Below are 18,359 nucleotides of genomic sequence, written 5' to 3' on the forward strand. Positions count from 1 at the left end.
TTATTTTGAGCAGATAAAGGTAGTACTTTCAATATTAAGTAAAAAAAATAAAAAAAATTACTTAGTGTAAAAATTACACACTATATTCGTATTATAAAGATGAAGCCAAATATTAAAAACATAGCTGTACTTACTTCTGGCGGAGATGCCCCGGGAATGAACGCTGCCATTAGAGCCGTGATTCGTACGGGTATTTACCATGGACTAAATATGTTCGGAGTAATGCAAGGTTACCAGGGTCTAATCAGCGATAATATAAAACCAATGGACGCCCGTTCTGTTAGTAACATTTTACACCTGGGCGGAACCGTATTAAAAACTGCCCGCTGTTTAGAATTCAAAACTCCTGAAGGCATGGAAATTGCCTATAATAATTTAAAAAAGAACGATATAGATGGATTAGTGGTAATAGGTGGTGACGGTACTTTTACCGGTGCAAAACTTTTTTCGGAAAGATTTGGCGTTAAAGTAATCGGAATCCCCGGCACGATCGACAATGATTTAAGCGGATCAGATTTTACCTTAGGGTACGATACCGCCATTAATACAGTGATAGAGGCTATAGATAAAATAAGAGATACTGCAGATGCACACGACAGGTTATTTTTTATTGAAGTAATGGGTCGCGATTCTGGTTGTATTGCCTTAAGAAGTTCTATAGCCAGTGGTGCCGAAGCAGTATTATTGCCTGAACGTGCCACCAGTATTGAAGAACTGATTACTAAGTTAGCTTTAGGGGCATCAACCAAAAAAACATCAAGCATTGTTATTGTAGCCGAGGGCCACAAACAAGGCGGTGCTTACGATATTGCTAAAAAAGTAAAGGAAACCTTTGATCATTACGACACCAAAGTAACCATACTCGGGCATTTACAAAGAGGTGGAAGCCCAAGCAGTTTCGATCGTATTTTAGGCAGCCGGTTAGGTTTTGCAGCCGTAAATGCGCTTCTGGCAGGAGAAACTGAAAAAATGGTTGGCCTGCATGGCAACGAAATTAAGTTAACCACCATAGAAGATGCCTTAAGTGCTCATACCTTTAAGCTTGAGCCTGATTTAATGGAAATGACAGAAGTACTTTCTATATAATAATATGATAGCAGTTGTTTATAGCGGATCGAGAACCGCATTTTGGAAACTTACTCAAAATGGACAAGTGGTTGCTCATTGTAATACAGCGGGTATTAACCCTTGTTTTGTAGATGCTAAAACCATCCTTCAAATTTTAAATAAAAAGGTGGCTTTAGTAAACAATGCTGAAAGTATTAAAAAAATATATTTTTTTGCCGCCGGTGCTTCTTCTCCTGAACGGAAAAAAGAATTAGCAGATACTTTATCTTCCTTTTTCAGATACAGTAAGGTTATTGTAGAAGATGATTTATTTGGCGCAGCAAAAGCGGCCTGTTACAATAAGCCAGGCATCGTTGGTACATTGGGCAGTGGTTCGCACTGTGCTTATTTTGATGGTAAAAAGCCAATAGCCAATAACTATGGTTTAGGTTATATTTTAGGTGATGAAGGATCAGCAAATTATTTAGGCAAAATGCTGCTTAAAAATTTTCTAAGCAAAAAACTACCTGACGATCTGGAAGCTAAATTTATCCGGATGTATAACCTGGACCGCCCTCAAATATTAGAAAGAATTTATAACAAACCTCAGGCAAATATTTTCTTAACTTCGTTTTTTGATTTTTTTACACAAAATACCGAACACCCCTACATTGCTAAAATGATTGATGAAGGATTTGAGAAATATTTCCAAACCTATATTTTACCAACAATTGCAAAATATGGCCATCAGGACCTGCATTTTGTAGGTAAGGTAGCTGCAGAATTAGAAGACAGGTTACAACTTGCCGCTGCCAGACACAACCTTCAAATTAAAACGATTATAAAAGAACCAATACTTAATTTATTAAAACATTACACTAATTAACAAAAACAATGAGCAAAATTGGAATAAACGGCTTTGGCCGTATTGGCAGACTGGTTTTCAGAGCTGCATTAAAAAGAGGATTAGACATCGTAGCTATAAATGACTTAATTGAGCCGGATTATATGGCTTATATGTTAAAATATGATACTACCCACGGCAAGTTTGATGGCACGATTGAAGTTGTTAATGGACATTTAGTTGTTAATGGTAAAACCATTCGCGTAACTGCAGAAAGAAATCCTGCTGATTTGAAATGGGATGAAGTTGGTGTTGAAGTGGTAATCGAATCAACCGGTTTATTTTTAACCCGTGCCGATGCAGAAAAACACATTGCTGCCGGTGCTAAAAAAGTAGTATTCTCTGCTCCTGCTAAAGATAGTGACATCCCTACTTATGTAATGGGTGTTAACCATCATAAATTAACTGCAGACCAAACTATTGTTTCTAATGCATCTTGTACTACAAACTGTTTAGCACCAATTGCTAAAGTTTTAAATGATAATTTTGGTATTGTAGAAGGCTTAATGAGCACCATCCACGCCGTAACTGCAACTCAGAAAACAGTTGATGGTCCATCTGCAAAAGATTGGAGAGGTGGCCGTGGTGGTTTCTCTAACATTATCCCTTCTTCTACTGGTGCTGCTAAAGCTGTAGGTATGGTTCTTCCTGAATTAAAAGGAAAATTAACCGGTATGTCTTTCCGTGTTCCTGTTGCAGATGTATCTGTAGTAGATTTAACCGCACGTTTAGAAAAACCTGCTACTTACGAGCAAATCAAAGCCGCTATGAAAGCCGCTTCTGAAGGTGAATTAAAAGGTGTGTTGGCTTATACTGAGGATGAAGTTGTTTCTTCTGACTTTATCGGCGATGACCACGCTTCAATTTTTGATGCTAAAGCAGGTATCTCATTAAATGATAATTTCGTTAAAGTGGTATCATGGTATGATAATGAGTGGGGATATTCTTCTGCACTTGCTAAATTTGTAGAATACTATGGTAATTTAAAATAGTAAAATCGCTTAAACAGCATTTTTATAATATTAAAAAGGCAGCATTAGTAAAATAATGTTGCCTTTTTTTGTTCAATGTATTTTTTAAGATCTTTTTCAATCTACAATCTCTACCAAAAATCAATTTCACACTCAAAATTTTTCTTAAAAAGCCTTAATAAAATAAAAAACCCTGTTTTAAAGCGTTAAAAATTAGTCAACTAACCACTTTAAGTTAAAATCGGTATTATTTGAATATAGGACTTAATTATTTGACATTATTTAACAATTATGGCTTTGTTTTTTAAACTATATTTGCTCTACAGTCGTTTTTAAATCCTAAACACACTTAAAAAAGTTTTTCAATTAAAAAATGACAAAAAAAATACGCAAAATTTTCTTAGTGTATTTTTTACACTATCAAATTTTTTCCTATATTTGTAGAGTAATAAATGAAGAGATTATTTATTACGCATTAAAATGATAAATCATTTCGTACAGAACGGAAGTTTTGAACAGAAATTTAAGACAAAGCCTGGCTCATAACAGGTTTATATTTGGTTAGAAAAAAGAGACAAGTCTGGATAGATTGTCTCTTTTCTTATTTTAAGAGGTTTTTATAATTATAGGTTCCAAAGTTTAAGTTCCTGATATTAATTCCTACTATTTGGGGTTATCATTTTCTATGTAACTATTCTTTTATTTCCTTTGGCCACCCTTAAATTTTACTTTGCCGATCCATCATTCTTTTGGTTGGTGTTTTATTTCATTTGGTTAATCACATATTACATAACAAATGTTAAAAATAACATTTCGGTCTTCTGCTCTTTTTGGTCACCAAATAATAACCTACAGAAATTTCGTGCGAACCGTAATCATAATTACTCAGTTTATTTAAGCTATAATCATAACCATAGCCCAGTCGCAAATTTGACCTTACAAATAACTCACTGATAAAGCCTACCGCAGCCTTACTGGTTAAATTACTTTGTAAATTTTGTTTAGGATAAATTTTAACCGAAGTCCGGTATACCGCACCAATCCAAAAGCGCTCTTTAACCAGTAAAAAAGCATTTAAATCTAATGATGTTGGTCCGTGCAAATCATCTTTGATTAAAAAAGTAGGTTTAAAAACAAAGTCCTCATTTAAAGGAAAGGCCATACCTGCACTCAAATAAAAATGTGGTTGTACTTTAACATTAAGGGCTTCATAATCCTTAAAAACCGATAATTTTTTGGATAAAAGGTTATCAGCAGAAAAACCGATGAAGAATTTTTCGTTCGAATAATGAATTCCTGCACGAATATCAGGCATAATCTGGCTCACGTATCCGGCCGGAATCCGGTTATCCCCCTGCTCAATAGGATCAAGCATATTTCCGTTTAGCGAAGCCTGCACCACACCAACGCCCAATCCAAAAGCGAGAATGTTAGTTTCCGTACGGTCCAGTTTAATGCGGTAAGCAAAATTTGCCGATGCATCTAAAGAACTCTGCGCACCTATCCTATCTTTAGTTACCATTAGTCCAATGCCAAGACACTCATTGTTAATGGCTTCATCAGCCGATATAGACAAAGTTTGTGGTGCTCCCCTAACACCTGTCCACTGTGCTCGGGCAAATGCCTGTAAATAAAGTTCTTCTTTATAACCTGTATAACCCGGGTTAATGTACATCCCATTAAAAACATACTGACCAAACTGTGCATCCTGCTGCGCTAATAGTTTGATGGATGATGTAATCATGATCAAAACAAAAAATATCCTTTTCAAAGTCTTCATACCTGATTTTGTTTTATTACCTGATAACCGTAACATAGCCCTTATACTCTAGCCAGGCAGATGTTCCGTTTCTAACTTTCACTACATAAAAATAAGTTCCGTCGCTTAATCCCGGTGCTGTCCAATCATTAAGGTAACCGTTAGATTGGAAAACAGTGCTCCCCCAACGGTTAATTACTGTTACTTCATTAGCTTCAAAAGAGTTCAGGTTCTCGATATAAAAACTGTCGTTTTTGCCATCCCCATTAGGCGTAAATACATTTGGTATTCGTAAACCCGAAATCTCTTTATTGTCTGTCGAAGTATTATTAGACAGGTTTGGATCATATTCATTTGCCGTTACAGTTGCTGTGTTAGTCACTGTTCCTGGCAGTTTAGACCTTACTTTAATCACCAGCTCTGCAAATTTCTGATTGGCTAAAAATGCAATGTTCCAATTGATCGTTTTTGTAGCCCCATTATAAACGGCTGTACCATCAGTGGGTTCGCCAAGACCTTCAAAAATCAGGTTATCCGGTAAGGCATCTTTAACATTGATCTGGCTGGCATCATCAACACCGTTGTTTCTCACATTCAGATAGTAATCAAAAACCTGATTACTTAGCACAGTCCTTGTTTCCGACCGTTTAGTGATGGAAATATCCGCAGCTATTTCCGGCAAAATAAGCAGTTTAATATTGGCCGAAGCATCGGATGTACATCCAAAATTATTAATGGCAACCACTTTGTACATCCCTGCCGTTGCTGTGATGAGTACATCTTTATTTTGGCCTTTTATTAAAACATTATCCTTAAACCATAGGTACGAGCTTGCCCCACTCGAATTTGCATGCAAAACCGCCGACGATCCTTTTCTGATCGATACGGTTTGCAGCTCATCGTGCGTGTTTTGGCTAAATCCTGTTTTTACAAAAAATAACAGGAATACCAAAAGCAGAAAGGAACAAAGCCTTTGCCTCATTTATGGTTTACCTTAAGAAAAATATTTCTTAAAAAGTAACAGCAGCAGCTGTACCATTAGCCGTTCCAACCGTAATAGTTGGTTTACCTGGTTTAGCAGTTACCGTAACATCATGATCTATAAACTGAGGGCAATATTTATTACCATTAATCACATAACCTACTTTTAAACGGAATGTAGTTGTACCTACAGTTGGCGTAGCGGGTGTATAGCTACTATTGGTTGCGCCAGCAATTATGGTTTCTACACCGCCAGATACGGTATACCATTGGTAAGCAAGTGTGGTAATGGCCGGGTTTTCAGGATTGGTAACGGTACCCACCTGTGCCAATGGAGTTTCCACACAAAAACCTGCAGGGGTAAATACCGGTACTAAAGGTTTAAGAACATATACCGGAATTTCCTGCATTTCGGATTCACAGGCACCCGCAGCGGTTGATTTAGAGCTTAAATAATAATAACCGGTTTTTAAATCTGCTGAAGAAATCTTGTTTCCCGATACCAGCGTAACTCCGGTTGAAGGTTGTGTAGTTTGTGTCGCACTGTATTTTACAATCCAGTCTTCGCCGGGTGTAGCCGCTGGTAAAGTAAGTTCCGATCCCTGACAAAATAAGTTTACACCCGCTGTTGTTGGCGTAACTTGTGCAGAAAGACGATAAATGTTGCAGATTAGTAAGCATGCAACCACTAAGATTGTTTTTGAAATTGTACTGTTCATGGGGATTGATTTTTTAGTTTGTTTGTTTATTTAATATTGTGAAGTTGGATGCACCAGCACATGTGGTGCTGGTGGTTTTGGATTAATTTTTACACTAAAATTGATTTGCGTACTGCAACCAGCAACATTTTTAATGGTTAAAATTCCATTGTAAGTACCCGCCGCGGCATTTACCGGAATATTAAAAGGAATGTTGCCTGCTGGTAAAGGTTGATTATTAATGGGATCAAAGCCACCGCTAACCCAGCTTATGCTATAGGTTAGCGGATTATTTACAACATCAGTATAGGTTAATGATGAACTTGCGGAACCAACGCAAATCTCCGGATCGGTACCCAGTGTTAAGTTTGGCAAGCCACTCACGATAACGATAAAATCTTGTTTTTTCTCTTCACAACCGGTGGCTGTTGCAGTGATGGTGGCTGTGCCGGTAAAAGTAGCCGACCATGTTACCTGCCCCGTTGAAGAATTTATAACGCCTGCCTGCAAGGGCATTAATGTATATACAATTTCCGTTGTGTTACTGGCCGTAGCTGTATAAGTATTGGTTCCGGCACCAATACAGCGCTGATCTGTAAGGCCACTATTAAAAACAGGCAGGGTTACATTATCGTTAACTGTAATTTTACCGGTAATACTTAGGGCAGCACCTTGCGTGGCTGACACTGTATAAGTCATTCCGGCCGTTGTTACGGTAGGTGTTCCGCTTATGGTTAATTTTTTAGTGCCCGAATTATAAGATGCAGTTACCCCGGCAGGCAATCCGGTAATCTGAACATTCGTAGTTGCAGGCGGAATATCGTAAACAATAGGATTCATCACAGTGTTTACACAAACTATCCGGTCGCCTGATCCGGTTGTGGTTGAAGCCGAACTTTGATCGTTGTTACTAACCTGATCGGGTTGCGATCCTGTTATAGTAGCAGTATTTACATTAACCCCGGTTTGAACAACTTTCGCAGTAATTTTTAAAGTTGCTACGGCCCCGCTTGCCATATCTCCAATCGTCCAGATTCCTGAAGTAGCATTATAAGTTGTACCTGCGGACGGAATACTGGATACATAATCATATCCTGCCGGAAGTTTATCCGAAACTGATACACCTACCGCGTTACCATTTCCTAAATTTTCAGCTTTTAAAGAAAAAACAACATTTGTATTGAGTTCCGGGTAGGCAATATCAACTGTTTTGGTAATCGACCGGTCTATATTACAAAGCGAAATGGTTAAGGGTAAAGAGGGCGCACTAATGCCGCATTCCAATTGAGTTGTAACCGTATAATTACCCGATGTAGTGGCAACATAAGTATCATTGGTTGCTCCATTTATGGCAATACCATTAAGATACCACTGATAAGGAGCCGAGTTTGCTGTGGCCGTTAAGGTTGCTGCAGAACAATCGGTTTGACTTAAAATGGGTTGTTCGGCTTTTTCAGGAAAACGGGAAATAAAGTTAGACATCGAGAAAGCACTGCTCTGCTGCACCATAGAAACTGTAAGTCTGCTGGTACTGGTGATAATGATGGTATTTGGCGAGCCAATATTAGTTTGAGTAAAACTGATTAGCGAAAGCCCGGTGCTGCCCAAAGGTTTGCGGGTACCTATACCTGCAATGGTTTCTATGTCTTTATTGGTATAAGGAGAAGATCCTTTGGTAGTCAGATAAATTTTATCCGTGCTTTTAATAATAATATATCCAAAATAAGGCAAATCGGTGCTTTGAACATAAGCTGTAAATTTTGAAGTTTCGACTCTCTTAGAGCCCGAACAACTCGATATCGGGACCAATGTGGCCACATCTACCTCACAGCCACCACCACTGGACACCCCTGCTGTACCTGAAAAAACTTCAATATTTTTGGTGGCTAAAATCCAGCTTGACGAATATCGCCCTGTGTTGGAATTTTTATCATAAGTACCATTAATATAGCCATGATTGAAAGTTTGTTTATCTCCTGGTTGTGCCAAAACATAGGTTGTTGTTCCTTTTTGTACACCGTTCTGATCAAAATTTATAACGGTAAAACTGGTATTTGCCTCAGTAGCAATTACGGTCGTTTGTTCTGCAATTAAATTCCCTTCGCCCCTAACCACTACATATTCGGCACCAAGCGAGGCAATTGGAGGAATTGGATTGTAAGCACCATCACCACAGCCTCCGGGCGCATCAAGATCTGCTGCAGTATTCATTACAGCCGGGGCTGAAGCCTCAACCAAAGTACCCATTGCTGCAGTGAATAAATAACTCTGACCGGCATTTAAAGTCGCTGTAGCCAGGCCGCCTATTTTAACAATGGTATTATTTTCTATAGCCATGATGCTATAGATTGGCGGATGGGTGCTGCCTGAAAGATTTCCATCCCGGTAATAACCTACACGAAAAGAGGTCCCGATGGCGGCATCACCAAAACTAAAAAGAGAAGCATTACCTTTAATATCAGCATCTGAGCCATCAGTGCTGCCCAGATTATCGGAGGCTACGTTTCTTAAATTTACTGAAACCGATCCCGTAGCCTGTACAATTAAGCCTGCACCGCTAAGTACAGTATTTAAAGCATAGGCAGGAACATCTTTAGGCAATCCCGAAAAACGATAAACATAGGGCGTACCCTGAGCACAGGTAAAAGAGGTGATTAAAGTTCCATCACTTTTGGATATCGTTCCGGTAACGGTTCCATTATCAGAAGTAATTACAATTTCGTTGGCCTTGCTCCAATATTGCCAGGGCGCAGGTGCAATATAATGTTTAGAATAACTTGGGGGTAAGAGTTTACTTTTAATTGTGCCCTTTAACAAAGAAGAAAAATCCAACCCGTTTTTTAGTGTTAAATCAGTATTGTTTTCTGATAAAACAGGATAACGTGCAGAGGCTATATTTACTGTTCCCAGTAATATCAAAGCCATTAATACGTTATAAAAAAAACTAAGTAGATTTTTAACCATAAGCAACTGATCAAAATCCACAAAGCAGCGTCATTTTTATTCCTAAAATTTAATCAAAAGCGGTTAAGCAACTGAATAAATTTTAACCTAACAAACTATTAATCAAAAACTTGATTTTAGTAATTGTTATGCAGTACTAAATATGTCAAAATAGGGGATTTTTCAGCCGAAAATAATCAAAAATCCATTAATAAAAATATACTTAATATTAAATTTTTAAATAAGCTAACTAACTGTATAACAAACATTTACATAAATTAAAAATTATGTATTTTTAGTGCTACAACAATCGGAAATATTTGTTTTTGCCAATCTTTAGCACCAATAAAAATGCTTCCTCCTAACCCCTGTATCCATCAGGCTTTTAGCTTACAAGCTGAAATAAAACATCGTAAATTATCGGGCACAATTAATTTATTTTTTTATTTCAAAAACAATTTTGCCGTCTTTCTTTAGTTCCATATTTCCCTGATGTTCTGTATAAACATAGTTTTTATTACTGTATTGGATACCTGAGCCTGTTGTATCTCCTTTTAAATGAATGGTTTCTCCATCCAGTAAAAAAGTGGCTTTATTTAAGGTATTGTTAAACGACATTTGCAATTTTTTCCCTGTTTTATCAATCACCGTACTCTCTACAACATCATCTTTATGTTTAAAAACAACCTTATCGTCTTTGGTTAATTCTAAATCGCGGCCTTTTCCCCTCAATTCGTAATGATCGTTTTTGTACCAGATACCCGAGGCTGCTTTCTGTCCTTCCAGTTCTATCTCTTCTCCATTTAAAAGAACAGTTGCAGTGTTTTTGCTGTTATTAAAAGCCATGCCCAGTTTTGAACCATCCTCATTTATTATCGAATCCGCAACAATTTCCTCTTTAACAGTGGTCTCTGTAGCCGTGGTTTCTTTAGAATCTTTTTTTGACTCCCCGTTGCATGAAGCTAGAAATAAACCACTTATAATTGCTGCTGTAAATACTTTCCTTATCATAAAACTTTTATTAATTGATGTGATATAGAAACAACAAAAAACTGACCAAAAAGTGCAGGTCAATGTTAAGTTTTACTTCCACCTGCGGTGAGACCATAACCAGTATGCCCGTTTAAAACAAATGGTTTCCTGTAGTTTTTGAATAAAATACAAAGGGGTAAACGACTAAAAGGATAATGAAGAGGAGCACCAATCCAATAATGCCCCTAACATGAAAAATTTCTTTGGACAGATCATAAGACATTATTTAAGAAAGAGACACGATAATCTTACTTTACCCCTACACTGAAAAATAATTTAATCAAAAAATTATTAAGCTAATCTTTGAGGCTAAATAATGCTTTAAAAGCATCAAGCTCTTTTACTTGCTTTTAAAAATGACTACTGCAAGGGGCGGTAAGTTAACAGAAATAGAAAATTTCTGATTATTATAACCTTGTTTATCCGGAATAAGATCTCCACTGTTTAACTGTCCGCTGCCATAAAATTCGGTTGCATCGGTGCTAAATAATTCTTTCCATTTGGTTTGAAAGGGCACCCCTATTTTATAATTTTCACGAATAACAGGTGTAAAATTCAGCGCAATAATTAATGTATCTTTTGCTTTTAATCCCTTACGCATGTAAACAAATACAGATTCGTTACCATTATCGGCATCAAGCCATTCAAAACCTTCATAGCTAAAATTAAAATGATGTAGTGCAGGTTCTTTACGGTATAAAAAATTTAGAGCCTTAACCGTTTCCTGCATACCTTTATGCGGAGCATATTGTAATAAATGCCAATCCAGAGATTGAGTAAAGTTCCATTCGTTGGTATCACCAAATTCGCTACCCATAAATAAAAGCTTAGCACCGGGATGCGTAAACATATAACCATAAAGGGCCCTCAAATTGGCAAACTTCTGCCATTCATCTCCAGGCATTTTATATAACATCGGCGATTTTCCGTGTACCACTTCATCATGCGAGAAAGGAAGCATAAAATTTTCAGTAAAAGCATAAGTCATGCTAAAACTTAACTGGTTATGATGATGTTTTCTGCCCAAAGGATCAACTTTGAAATATTTTAAGGTATCATTCATCCAGCCCATCATCCATTTCATACCGAAACCAAGTCCGCCAGCATAAACCGGATGCGTTACACCAGGATAAGTACTGCTTTCTTCGGCAATGGTTTGTACCCCTTCAAAGTTTCCATAAACAGCTTCATTCAAATCTTTTAAAAATTGAATGGCCCCCAGATTTTCACTTCCGCCATATTCATTGGTTGCAGCATCTGCTTCTTCCCTCGAAAAGTTAAAATAAAGCATAGAAGCTACGGCATCAACCCTCAGTCCATCGGCATGGTACTGATCCAGCCAGAATAATGCGTTACTGATCAAAAAAGACCTGACTTCGTTGCGGTCGTAATTAAAAATATAAGATTTCCAGTCTGGATGAAAACCTTTGCGCATATCGGCATGCTCGTATAAGTGTGTGCCATCGAATTCGTATAATCCGTGCCTGTCGCCGGGGAAATGTGAGGGTACCCAATCTAAAATAACGGCAATATTGGCTTTATGTAATTCATCAATCAGGAACATTAAATCCTGAGGGGAGCCATAACGGGAACTGGCACCAAAATATCCGGTAATTTGATAACCCCAGCTTGGAAAATATGGAAATTCCATTACCGGCATCAGCTCTACATGGGTAAAGCCCATTTCGGTAATATAAGGAACTAATGTTTTTGCAATTTCCCTGCAATTTAAAACCCTTTCAGGATTACCGGGATCGCGTTGCCAGGAGCCTAAATGTAACTCATATACCGAAATTGGCTGATCAAGGGCATTTAACTTCGGTCGTTTTTTTAGCCAGGACTTATCTTTCCAGCTGTAACCGGTATCCCAAACTATAGAAGCGGTTTGTGGCGGATGTTCCCACCTTGTTGCATAAGGATCTCCTTTTTCGTGTTCAGATTCATCAAAACCTTTAACAAAATATTTATAAACTTCTCCTTTACCTATATTCGGAATAAAACCTTCCCAGATGCCGGATGCATCCCAGCGCTTATTTAAAATGTGGCTTCCGCGGTTCCATCCATTAAAATTACCAACAACGGTTACTTTGATGGCATTGGGTGCCCAAACGGCAAAATACGTTCCGGCTGTATTTTCTACAGTTAACAGATGAGCCCCCATTTTTTCGTAGAGGCGAAAGTGTTTTCCAACCAAAAACAGGTCAATATCGTAATCACTGAACAAGCTATACGCCCAAACGGACTGGCTTTGATCAATTTGTGGTACTACTGCTTTTTTTGCAGGAACTTTTTTTACTGCTGACATATGTATTTTGGCTAGATAATTAAAACCCCAAATGCTAAACAGCATTTGGGGCTAAAAGATTTACAGACCGAAAATCTGTATTTCTGAGAAGTTTTTATTGCATTTAAACTGTACGCAATTTTTATCGTCGGTATAAAAATCTTTGATCTCTTTATCATCAACCATTATTTTTCTAACCTGGAATTTAACCCCCATCAATTTGCAGGCATATAACTCATAATTAGGCGTGTATAAACCTTCAATTAATTGAGTAATTTTTAAATGCTGAGCATCTCCTTTTACGGTGAATTTTTTCTCCAAATAGATATCCTGTTCGTATGCAAAAGTATCACCGTGATCTTCGTACATAAACGAATTAACTTCGTAATTGCTGTAATAAATATTTAAAGTTACTTCAGTTATGGCTTTCTCGTCTACATACTGCATAACCGGATATTCAGGAATAACTGAACCTGCCCTTACAAAAATTGGCATACTGTCTATTTTAGCTTCTACCGTATGCTCACTTTCTCCGTCAAGTATTTCATTAGTCCAGTAATTATACCAGCTGCCTTTTGGCAAATAAACCACTCTTGAAATAGCCCCTTGTTCTAAAACAGGGCAAATTAAAAGTTTATCGCCATAAGTAAATTCGTCCTGACGGAAATGATTACTGATATTTTCCTGCTCCAGCATCACCAACGGCCTTAATATTGGAAATCCGTAGCGGTGATGTTCCCAGAAAACGGAATATAAATAAGGCATTAAACGATACCTTAATTCAATAAATTTACGGTTAATATCTTCAAAAAATTCTCCGAAACTCCAGGGTTCACGTTCTGCGGTATCTCCGGCAGAGTGTGCACGCATAAAAGGAGAAAAAGTTCCTAACTGAATCCAGCGGGAGAATAATTCTCCATCTGGCTCTCCGCTAAAACCACCAATATCGGTACCACAAAAAGGAACACCTGATACAGATAAACGCTGACACTGTATATTTCCGATTTTTAAATGTTCCCAGGTGGCAATATTATCACCTGTCCAAACACTGGCGTAACGCTGCATACCCGAGTAACCGGCTCTTGTAATGGTAAACGGACGCTTATTGCGCATCAGTTTTTTCAGCCCTTCGTAAGTAGAACGAACCATTTGCATCCCATATACATTATGTGCCTTACGGTGCGAACCGCGGAAACCGTCATAGTTGTGGCGAACATCATTAGGGAATGTTCCTGAGCCAAATACGGCAGGTTCGTTCATATCGTTCCAGAAACCTGCAACGCCCATTTCAACCAATTCTTTGTACAGATTACCAAACCAGGTGCGTACAGCAGGGTTAGTAAAATCAGGAAACTGACAACGCCCAGGCCAAACATGCCCTTCCATATAATAATCATCGCTTCGGCGACAGAAGTACCTGTTTTCCTTACCTTCTTTGAAAACCCAGTAATCATCGTCAACTTTAATTCCAGGGTCAATCATTACTACGGTTTTAAAACCATCATCAGAAAGCTCTTTAATCATCCTTTTCGGATCGGGGAAGTATTTTTTATTCCAGGTAAAACAACGGTAACCATCCATGTAATCGATGTCCAGATAAATGGCATCACAAGGAATTTTACGGGTTCTGAACTGTTTTGCAATTTCTTTTACTTTGGTTTCAGGATAATAACTCCAGCGGCATTGCTGATAACCTAAAGTCCATTTTGGCGGCATTGGGTGTGTACCAGTTAAACTTGCATAACGTTTAACCACATCCATCATATGCGGGCCATGGATATAATAGTACTGTAATTCGCCACCGTCAGACCAGAAACTGGTTTTATTTACATCTTCACTACCAAAATCAAAATAAGATTTAAAGGTATTATCGAAAAATATACCGTAAGCGGCCTGATTATGAATACCCATATAAAATGGGATGGTTCTGTATAGCGGATCCTGGTTCCAGCCAAAAGAATAGGCATCGGTATTCCAGTTTTCAAATCTGCGGCCACGTAAATTAAAGTTGCCTGATTTATCTCCTAAGCCAAAGAAATTTTCTTCGGGATGGCATTTTTTAGTTGCATAAATATAATAACCACCGAAATCAACATTTTCTTCCCAGTGCATAGAATTGGCTTCATCAACCATAACCAGGTTGTTGATATTATCATGGAAAGAAATATGGAAGTTGGCTTTTTCTATTTTACAGGTTACAGAGTGTGTAGATACGGTATAACTATCATCATCTTCCTGCATTTTAAACAGGGATACTTTCTGATCTACTTCAGGCACGGCATAAGAAAAATCATCCAGAAAGACACCGTGTGGTGCCAGACGAACCCGGATAATATCATCACTTACCACGCGGATTTCCACGCGGGCATCTCCATCAGAGAAATAAAATTTGTTTCCTTCTTTTTCTACCTTTTTTACTGCGCCAAGGTATTGTTTTACAATTGGCTTTACAGATATATCTACGGGGTTATTTAAGTGCTGTATTTCCTGCTCCTTCTCAATTAACTCACTGATCTCGTCTTGTTTGTCGTTTTGCGATTCCATCCTACTTTTTCAAAAATTTAAAAATATCTTACTCTCAAACCGGGATGTGCTTAAGAAAGTACTATAATACAAATATTTTATAAAAGCAGGTTACTAATTCATAAAAAAAGCCTCCAATACTTAAAAAAGTACGGAGGCTTCAGAGAGAAAAAATAAGCTTAAGGGTTAAATGTAAAGCCTAAATAGTAAATGGCACCTGCTTCAGGGTTTCCGAAAGATGTGCTATAGTATTTATTCAAAACATTTGAACCGCCTAATTTAATTACAGACATGATTGAAGGTACTTTTAAGTTAACCTGCGCATCCAAAGAGCTGTAGGCAGGAACATCACCGGCAGCAAAAGAAGAATTCCAATAGAATTTATCCTGCCATCTGTAAGAAACATTAAAACCGAAGTTTTTAATAATTTCCCTGTTTCCTAAGCCCAGGTTGTAACGAATTTTTGGGGTATTAAAATCATTGATATAATTAGCTGGCAAATCACCAATCTGATTATAAGAAACGTTACCGCTGATGTTGTATTTACCTATTAAATAATCAAGACCTAAAGCCGCACCGTAGGCCGTTACTTTACCCTCAGCATTAACCGGAACACCATATTTAACATAATCTGTAGTTGAACCTACCTGCTGGTAAACATTTACAGCGGTAATAAAATCTTTATATTGATTATAATATGCATAGGCATCAATTAAGAATTTAGGGCCCAATAAGCCTTTATAACCCAGTTCGAAAGCTTGTACACTTTCAGGTCTTACTCCTCTGCTGTCGAAAGTATATTTCTGTAAAATTCCGGTTGTAGGCGCTCCGGTTACTTGTGCCATTTGGTAAGCTCTGTAACTGCCCTCGGTATATCCTTTAGTGGCTTCGGTACTTAAACCATATTTAGCTAAGCTTTCTGGTAAACCACCGATTAACCGTTGAGAACCGCCACCAACAGAAAGATCTATATATTGATTTTGAGTGGTTGGGTTACGATAACCTGTTTGGTAAGACAGACGAATGTTATTATTTTTTGCTACAGTAAATACCCCGGTGATTCTTGGCGTAAAGCGGCCTTCAAAATTGGTGCTTTTATCGTATCGACCGGCAACCGTTAATTTAAAGAACTCTCCGAATTTTTTTCCGGCTTGCGCAAATGCACCATATTCATTAATGTTGATCTTGCGGTTTAAATCATCGAAGATTGTTCCTGCAGATCTTAACTGATAAAGTCTTGAAGATGCACCAACCTGAAATTCAATTACATTGTTAAAAGCATTTGAAAAATTATACATTCCTTCATAGTGATAAAGGTTTGTTTTATCATCGAATTTAGCACCATAAACACCAGTAGCAAAGTTTGTTGCACTAATATTCGTTTTCATAATGGCTTGTTTGTTTGTTTCAAAAGCTGCCGAACCTGGTAAAGCTCTGTTTGCATCTGCAACTGATCTTGCCGCTGCATTTGCCGCTGCATCAGAAGCACCCTGAGCTTTAGCGGTTGCATAAGCTACAGTATAAGTTGGGAACCAACCCGTTCTTGAAGGGTTTGTTTTTTCATTAATATAACTACCCAATATTGAAGAAATATATGAATCTCCTGAACGTTCCTGGGTGGTATAGGCTTTAACAAAGAAGTCTTGTCCTTTTAGTTCCAACTTGTATTGACCGATATTAAAATTTCTCAAAGAATAACGGTCCGATCCGGTATAAACTGATGTACCGGTTCCCCAGTTTGCCTGTGCAACCAATTGAATAGTTGGCGTGAAATTATAATATAAACCACCAGATAATTTCATTGATTTAGTATCATAATCAACTAAATCTGCTTCATTATAACCCGTACGGGATACTGCCTGATTGGAAATTAAGCCATTCTTTAACCCATAAGCTAAACCAAGATATGGCAAGCCTGGCCTTAATGCTGCGAACGCAGGATTTGTATTAATTAAACCAGCCAGACTACTATAGTTTAATGTAGGAAAAAGAGTCATAACATTATTAAAGCCTGCAATAGCCGGAGCAAGTTGTGGGTTTGAGGCTACTCCTGCAGCCACAAAGCGAAGATTAGCACTTACCTCATCACCATAACTGTTTACACCATCGTAATTCGGATCTGAGTTACGGTCTCCCGGTTTAACACTGTTGGCCACCCGGTCATAATTAGAATAATTATTTGCAAACCAATCTTTCGCCTGTAAATAAGAGAAAGCGGCTTTCATACCAAATTTATTGTTCCATGATTTTGCCAAACGTACATCCAGCTGGTTAAAAGGTCGTACACTACTATTATTATCATTTACATGGTTAACACCAGTTTTATATTGAAAACTTGCACCCTGATATTTAAAAGGATCTTTAGAAGTCATTAACAAAGTTCCGTTAATACCACCAGCGCCATATAAAGCAGAAGATGCACCAGGCAAAAGTTCTACATTATCAATATCAAGTTCTGTAATACCCACAATGTTACCAACCGAGAAATTTAAACCCGGTGCCTGGTTATCCATTCCGTCTATATACTGGTTAAAACGGGTATTTCCATTAGAGTTAAACCCACGTGTATTAATGGATTTGAATGTTAAACTCTGCATACTTGTTTCCACGCCTTTCATATTACTCAAAGCATCGTAAAACGAAGGTGCTGCAATTTCTTTTATGGAAGCTGCACTTAACCTTTCAATAGAAACAGGTGATTCTAAAATACGTTCAGGGGTTCTGGATGCAGAAACCACTACATCGCCACCCAAAACAACAGCTGCTTCCATTTCTATAGTAATGTTGCTGGTATTACCGCTAACCTGCTGTTCTACCGTACCATAACCTACTGAAGAGGCTACTAAAGTAAAAGGAGTTTTTGCTGTGGTAGTAAAAGAAAACATACCACTGCCATTAGTGGCTGCACCACCAGACTGACCTTTTATAGTAATACTAATCCCGGCCAAGGCCTCTTTTGATTGCTTGTCTTTAACGGTTCCACTCACCGTAATGCTTTGTGCATGTACCACAACTCCGGTTGCAAATACAAGAAAAAGCACAAAGAAGATCTTTGTAAAAATTCTGCTCATAAATATTATAGTTTGGTTATTGGTTTTTAGTTATATAAACTTAACTGCTTTTTTTCGTTTAAACAAATTATGTAAGCATAATAATTTGAAAGTCAATTATATTTTTCCTACACATTTTTTTTGTATTTTGCAATTTATATCCATCA

11 protein-coding genes are annotated in these 18,359 nt (G+C 37.7%); 3 read left to right on the plus strand and 8 right to left on the minus strand.

Translation table 11 applies throughout. The annotated features are described in order from the left end of the window. The first annotated feature begins 99 nt into the window (after positions 1 to 99). Genes pfkA through gap form a run of 3 tightly spaced genes read left to right on the plus strand, consistent with a single transcriptional unit; the run spans position 100 to position 2,943 of the window. Complete coding sequence (gene pfkA / locus O0955_RS11595) at positions 100 to 1,086, plus strand: 6-phosphofructokinase (protein WP_269427701.1); 987 nt, start codon at positions 100 to 102, stop codon at positions 1,084 to 1,086. Between the two features lie 4 nt (positions 1,087 to 1,090). Further along, positions 1,091 to 1,933, plus strand: coding sequence for a hypothetical protein (locus tag O0955_RS11600; RefSeq protein ID WP_269427702.1), 843 nt, complete (start codon positions 1,091 to 1,093; stop codon positions 1,931 to 1,933). 8 nt (positions 1,934 to 1,941) lie between these two features. Then, positions 1,942 to 2,943 (plus strand): type I glyceraldehyde-3-phosphate dehydrogenase, encoded by a 1,002-nt coding sequence (gene gap, locus O0955_RS11605; RefSeq protein ID WP_269427703.1) that lies wholly within the window; start codon positions 1,942 to 1,944, stop codon positions 2,941 to 2,943. Between the two features lie 778 nt (positions 2,944 to 3,721). Here gap and O0955_RS11610 read toward each other — a convergent pair. From O0955_RS11610 to O0955_RS11645, 8 genes are all read right to left on the minus strand, one after another. Further along, positions 3,722 to 4,702, minus strand: coding sequence for a PorP/SprF family type IX secretion system membrane protein (locus O0955_RS11610; RefSeq protein ID WP_269427704.1), 981 nt, complete (start codon positions 4,700 to 4,702; stop codon positions 3,722 to 3,724). A 16-nt stretch (positions 4,703 to 4,718) separates the two neighbouring features. Beyond that, positions 4,719 to 5,663: a T9SS type B sorting domain-containing protein gene (locus tag O0955_RS11615; RefSeq protein WP_269427705.1), complete on the minus strand. Its 945-nt coding sequence runs from the start codon at positions 5,661 to 5,663 to the stop codon at positions 4,719 to 4,721. A gap of 28 nt (positions 5,664 to 5,691) precedes the next feature. Then, positions 5,692 to 6,381, minus strand: coding sequence for a hypothetical protein (locus O0955_RS11620; RefSeq protein WP_269427706.1), 690 nt, complete (start codon positions 6,379 to 6,381; stop codon positions 5,692 to 5,694). A 30-nt stretch (positions 6,382 to 6,411) separates the two neighbouring features. Continuing rightward, the gene (locus tag O0955_RS11625; protein WP_269427707.1) at positions 6,412 to 9,285 is read right to left on the minus strand and encodes a hypothetical protein; all 2,874 of its coding nucleotides are present in this window, start codon (positions 9,283 to 9,285) and stop codon (positions 6,412 to 6,414) included. A gap of 453 nt (positions 9,286 to 9,738) precedes the next feature. Further along, positions 9,739 to 10,314, minus strand: a complete 576-nt coding sequence (locus O0955_RS11630) for an MliC family protein (protein WP_269427708.1) — start codon at positions 10,312 to 10,314, stop codon at positions 9,739 to 9,741. Between the two features lie 361 nt (positions 10,315 to 10,675). Beyond that, complete coding sequence (gene glgB / locus O0955_RS11635) at positions 10,676 to 12,640, minus strand: 1,4-alpha-glucan branching protein GlgB (RefSeq protein ID WP_269427709.1); 1,965 nt, start codon at positions 12,638 to 12,640, stop codon at positions 10,676 to 10,678. A gap of 60 nt (positions 12,641 to 12,700) precedes the next feature. Then, positions 12,701 to 15,163, minus strand: a complete 2,463-nt coding sequence (locus tag O0955_RS11640) for a glycoside hydrolase family 31 protein (RefSeq protein WP_269427710.1) — start codon at positions 15,161 to 15,163, stop codon at positions 12,701 to 12,703. Between the two features lie 158 nt (positions 15,164 to 15,321). Further along, complete coding sequence (locus tag O0955_RS11645) at positions 15,322 to 18,213, minus strand: TonB-dependent receptor (protein ID WP_269427711.1); 2,892 nt, start codon at positions 18,211 to 18,213, stop codon at positions 15,322 to 15,324. Between the last annotated feature and the right edge of the window lie 146 nt (positions 18,214 to 18,359).

This window comes from Pedobacter punctiformis, from assembly GCF_027213715.1.
Lineage (GTDB): Bacteria > Bacteroidota > Bacteroidia > Sphingobacteriales > Sphingobacteriaceae > Pedobacter > Pedobacter punctiformis.

Excerpts from the sequence above, each read along its gene's own strand:
- pfkA (WP_269427701.1), top strand. The coding sequence starts at position 100 with ATGAAGCCAAATATTAAAAACATAGCTGTACTTACTTCTGGCGGAGAT.
- O0955_RS11600 (WP_269427702.1), top strand. The coding sequence starts at position 1,091 with ATGATAGCAGTTGTTTATAGCGGATCGAGAACCGCATTTTGGAAACTT.
- gap (WP_269427703.1), top strand. The coding sequence starts at position 1,942 with ATGAGCAAAATTGGAATAAACGGCTTTGGCCGTATTGGCAGACTGGTT.
- O0955_RS11610 (WP_269427704.1), bottom strand. The coding sequence starts at position 4,702 with ATGAAGACTTTGAAAAGGATATTTTTTGTTTTGATCATGATTACATCA.
- O0955_RS11615 (WP_269427705.1), bottom strand. The coding sequence starts at position 5,663 with ATGAGGCAAAGGCTTTGTTCCTTTCTGCTTTTGGTATTCCTGTTATTT.
- O0955_RS11620 (WP_269427706.1), bottom strand. The coding sequence starts at position 6,381 with ATGAACAGTACAATTTCAAAAACAATCTTAGTGGTTGCATGCTTACTA.
- O0955_RS11625 (WP_269427707.1), bottom strand. The coding sequence starts at position 9,285 with ATGGCTTTGATATTACTGGGAACAGTAAATATAGCCTCTGCACGTTAT.
- O0955_RS11630 (WP_269427708.1), bottom strand. The coding sequence starts at position 10,314 with ATGATAAGGAAAGTATTTACAGCAGCAATTATAAGTGGTTTATTTCTA.
- glgB (WP_269427709.1), bottom strand. The coding sequence starts at position 12,640 with ATGTCAGCAGTAAAAAAAGTTCCTGCAAAAAAAGCAGTAGTACCACAA.
- O0955_RS11640 (WP_269427710.1), bottom strand. The coding sequence starts at position 15,163 with ATGGAATCGCAAAACGACAAACAAGACGAGATCAGTGAGTTAATTGAG.
- O0955_RS11645 (WP_269427711.1), bottom strand. The coding sequence starts at position 18,213 with ATGAGCAGAATTTTTACAAAGATCTTCTTTGTGCTTTTTCTTGTATTT.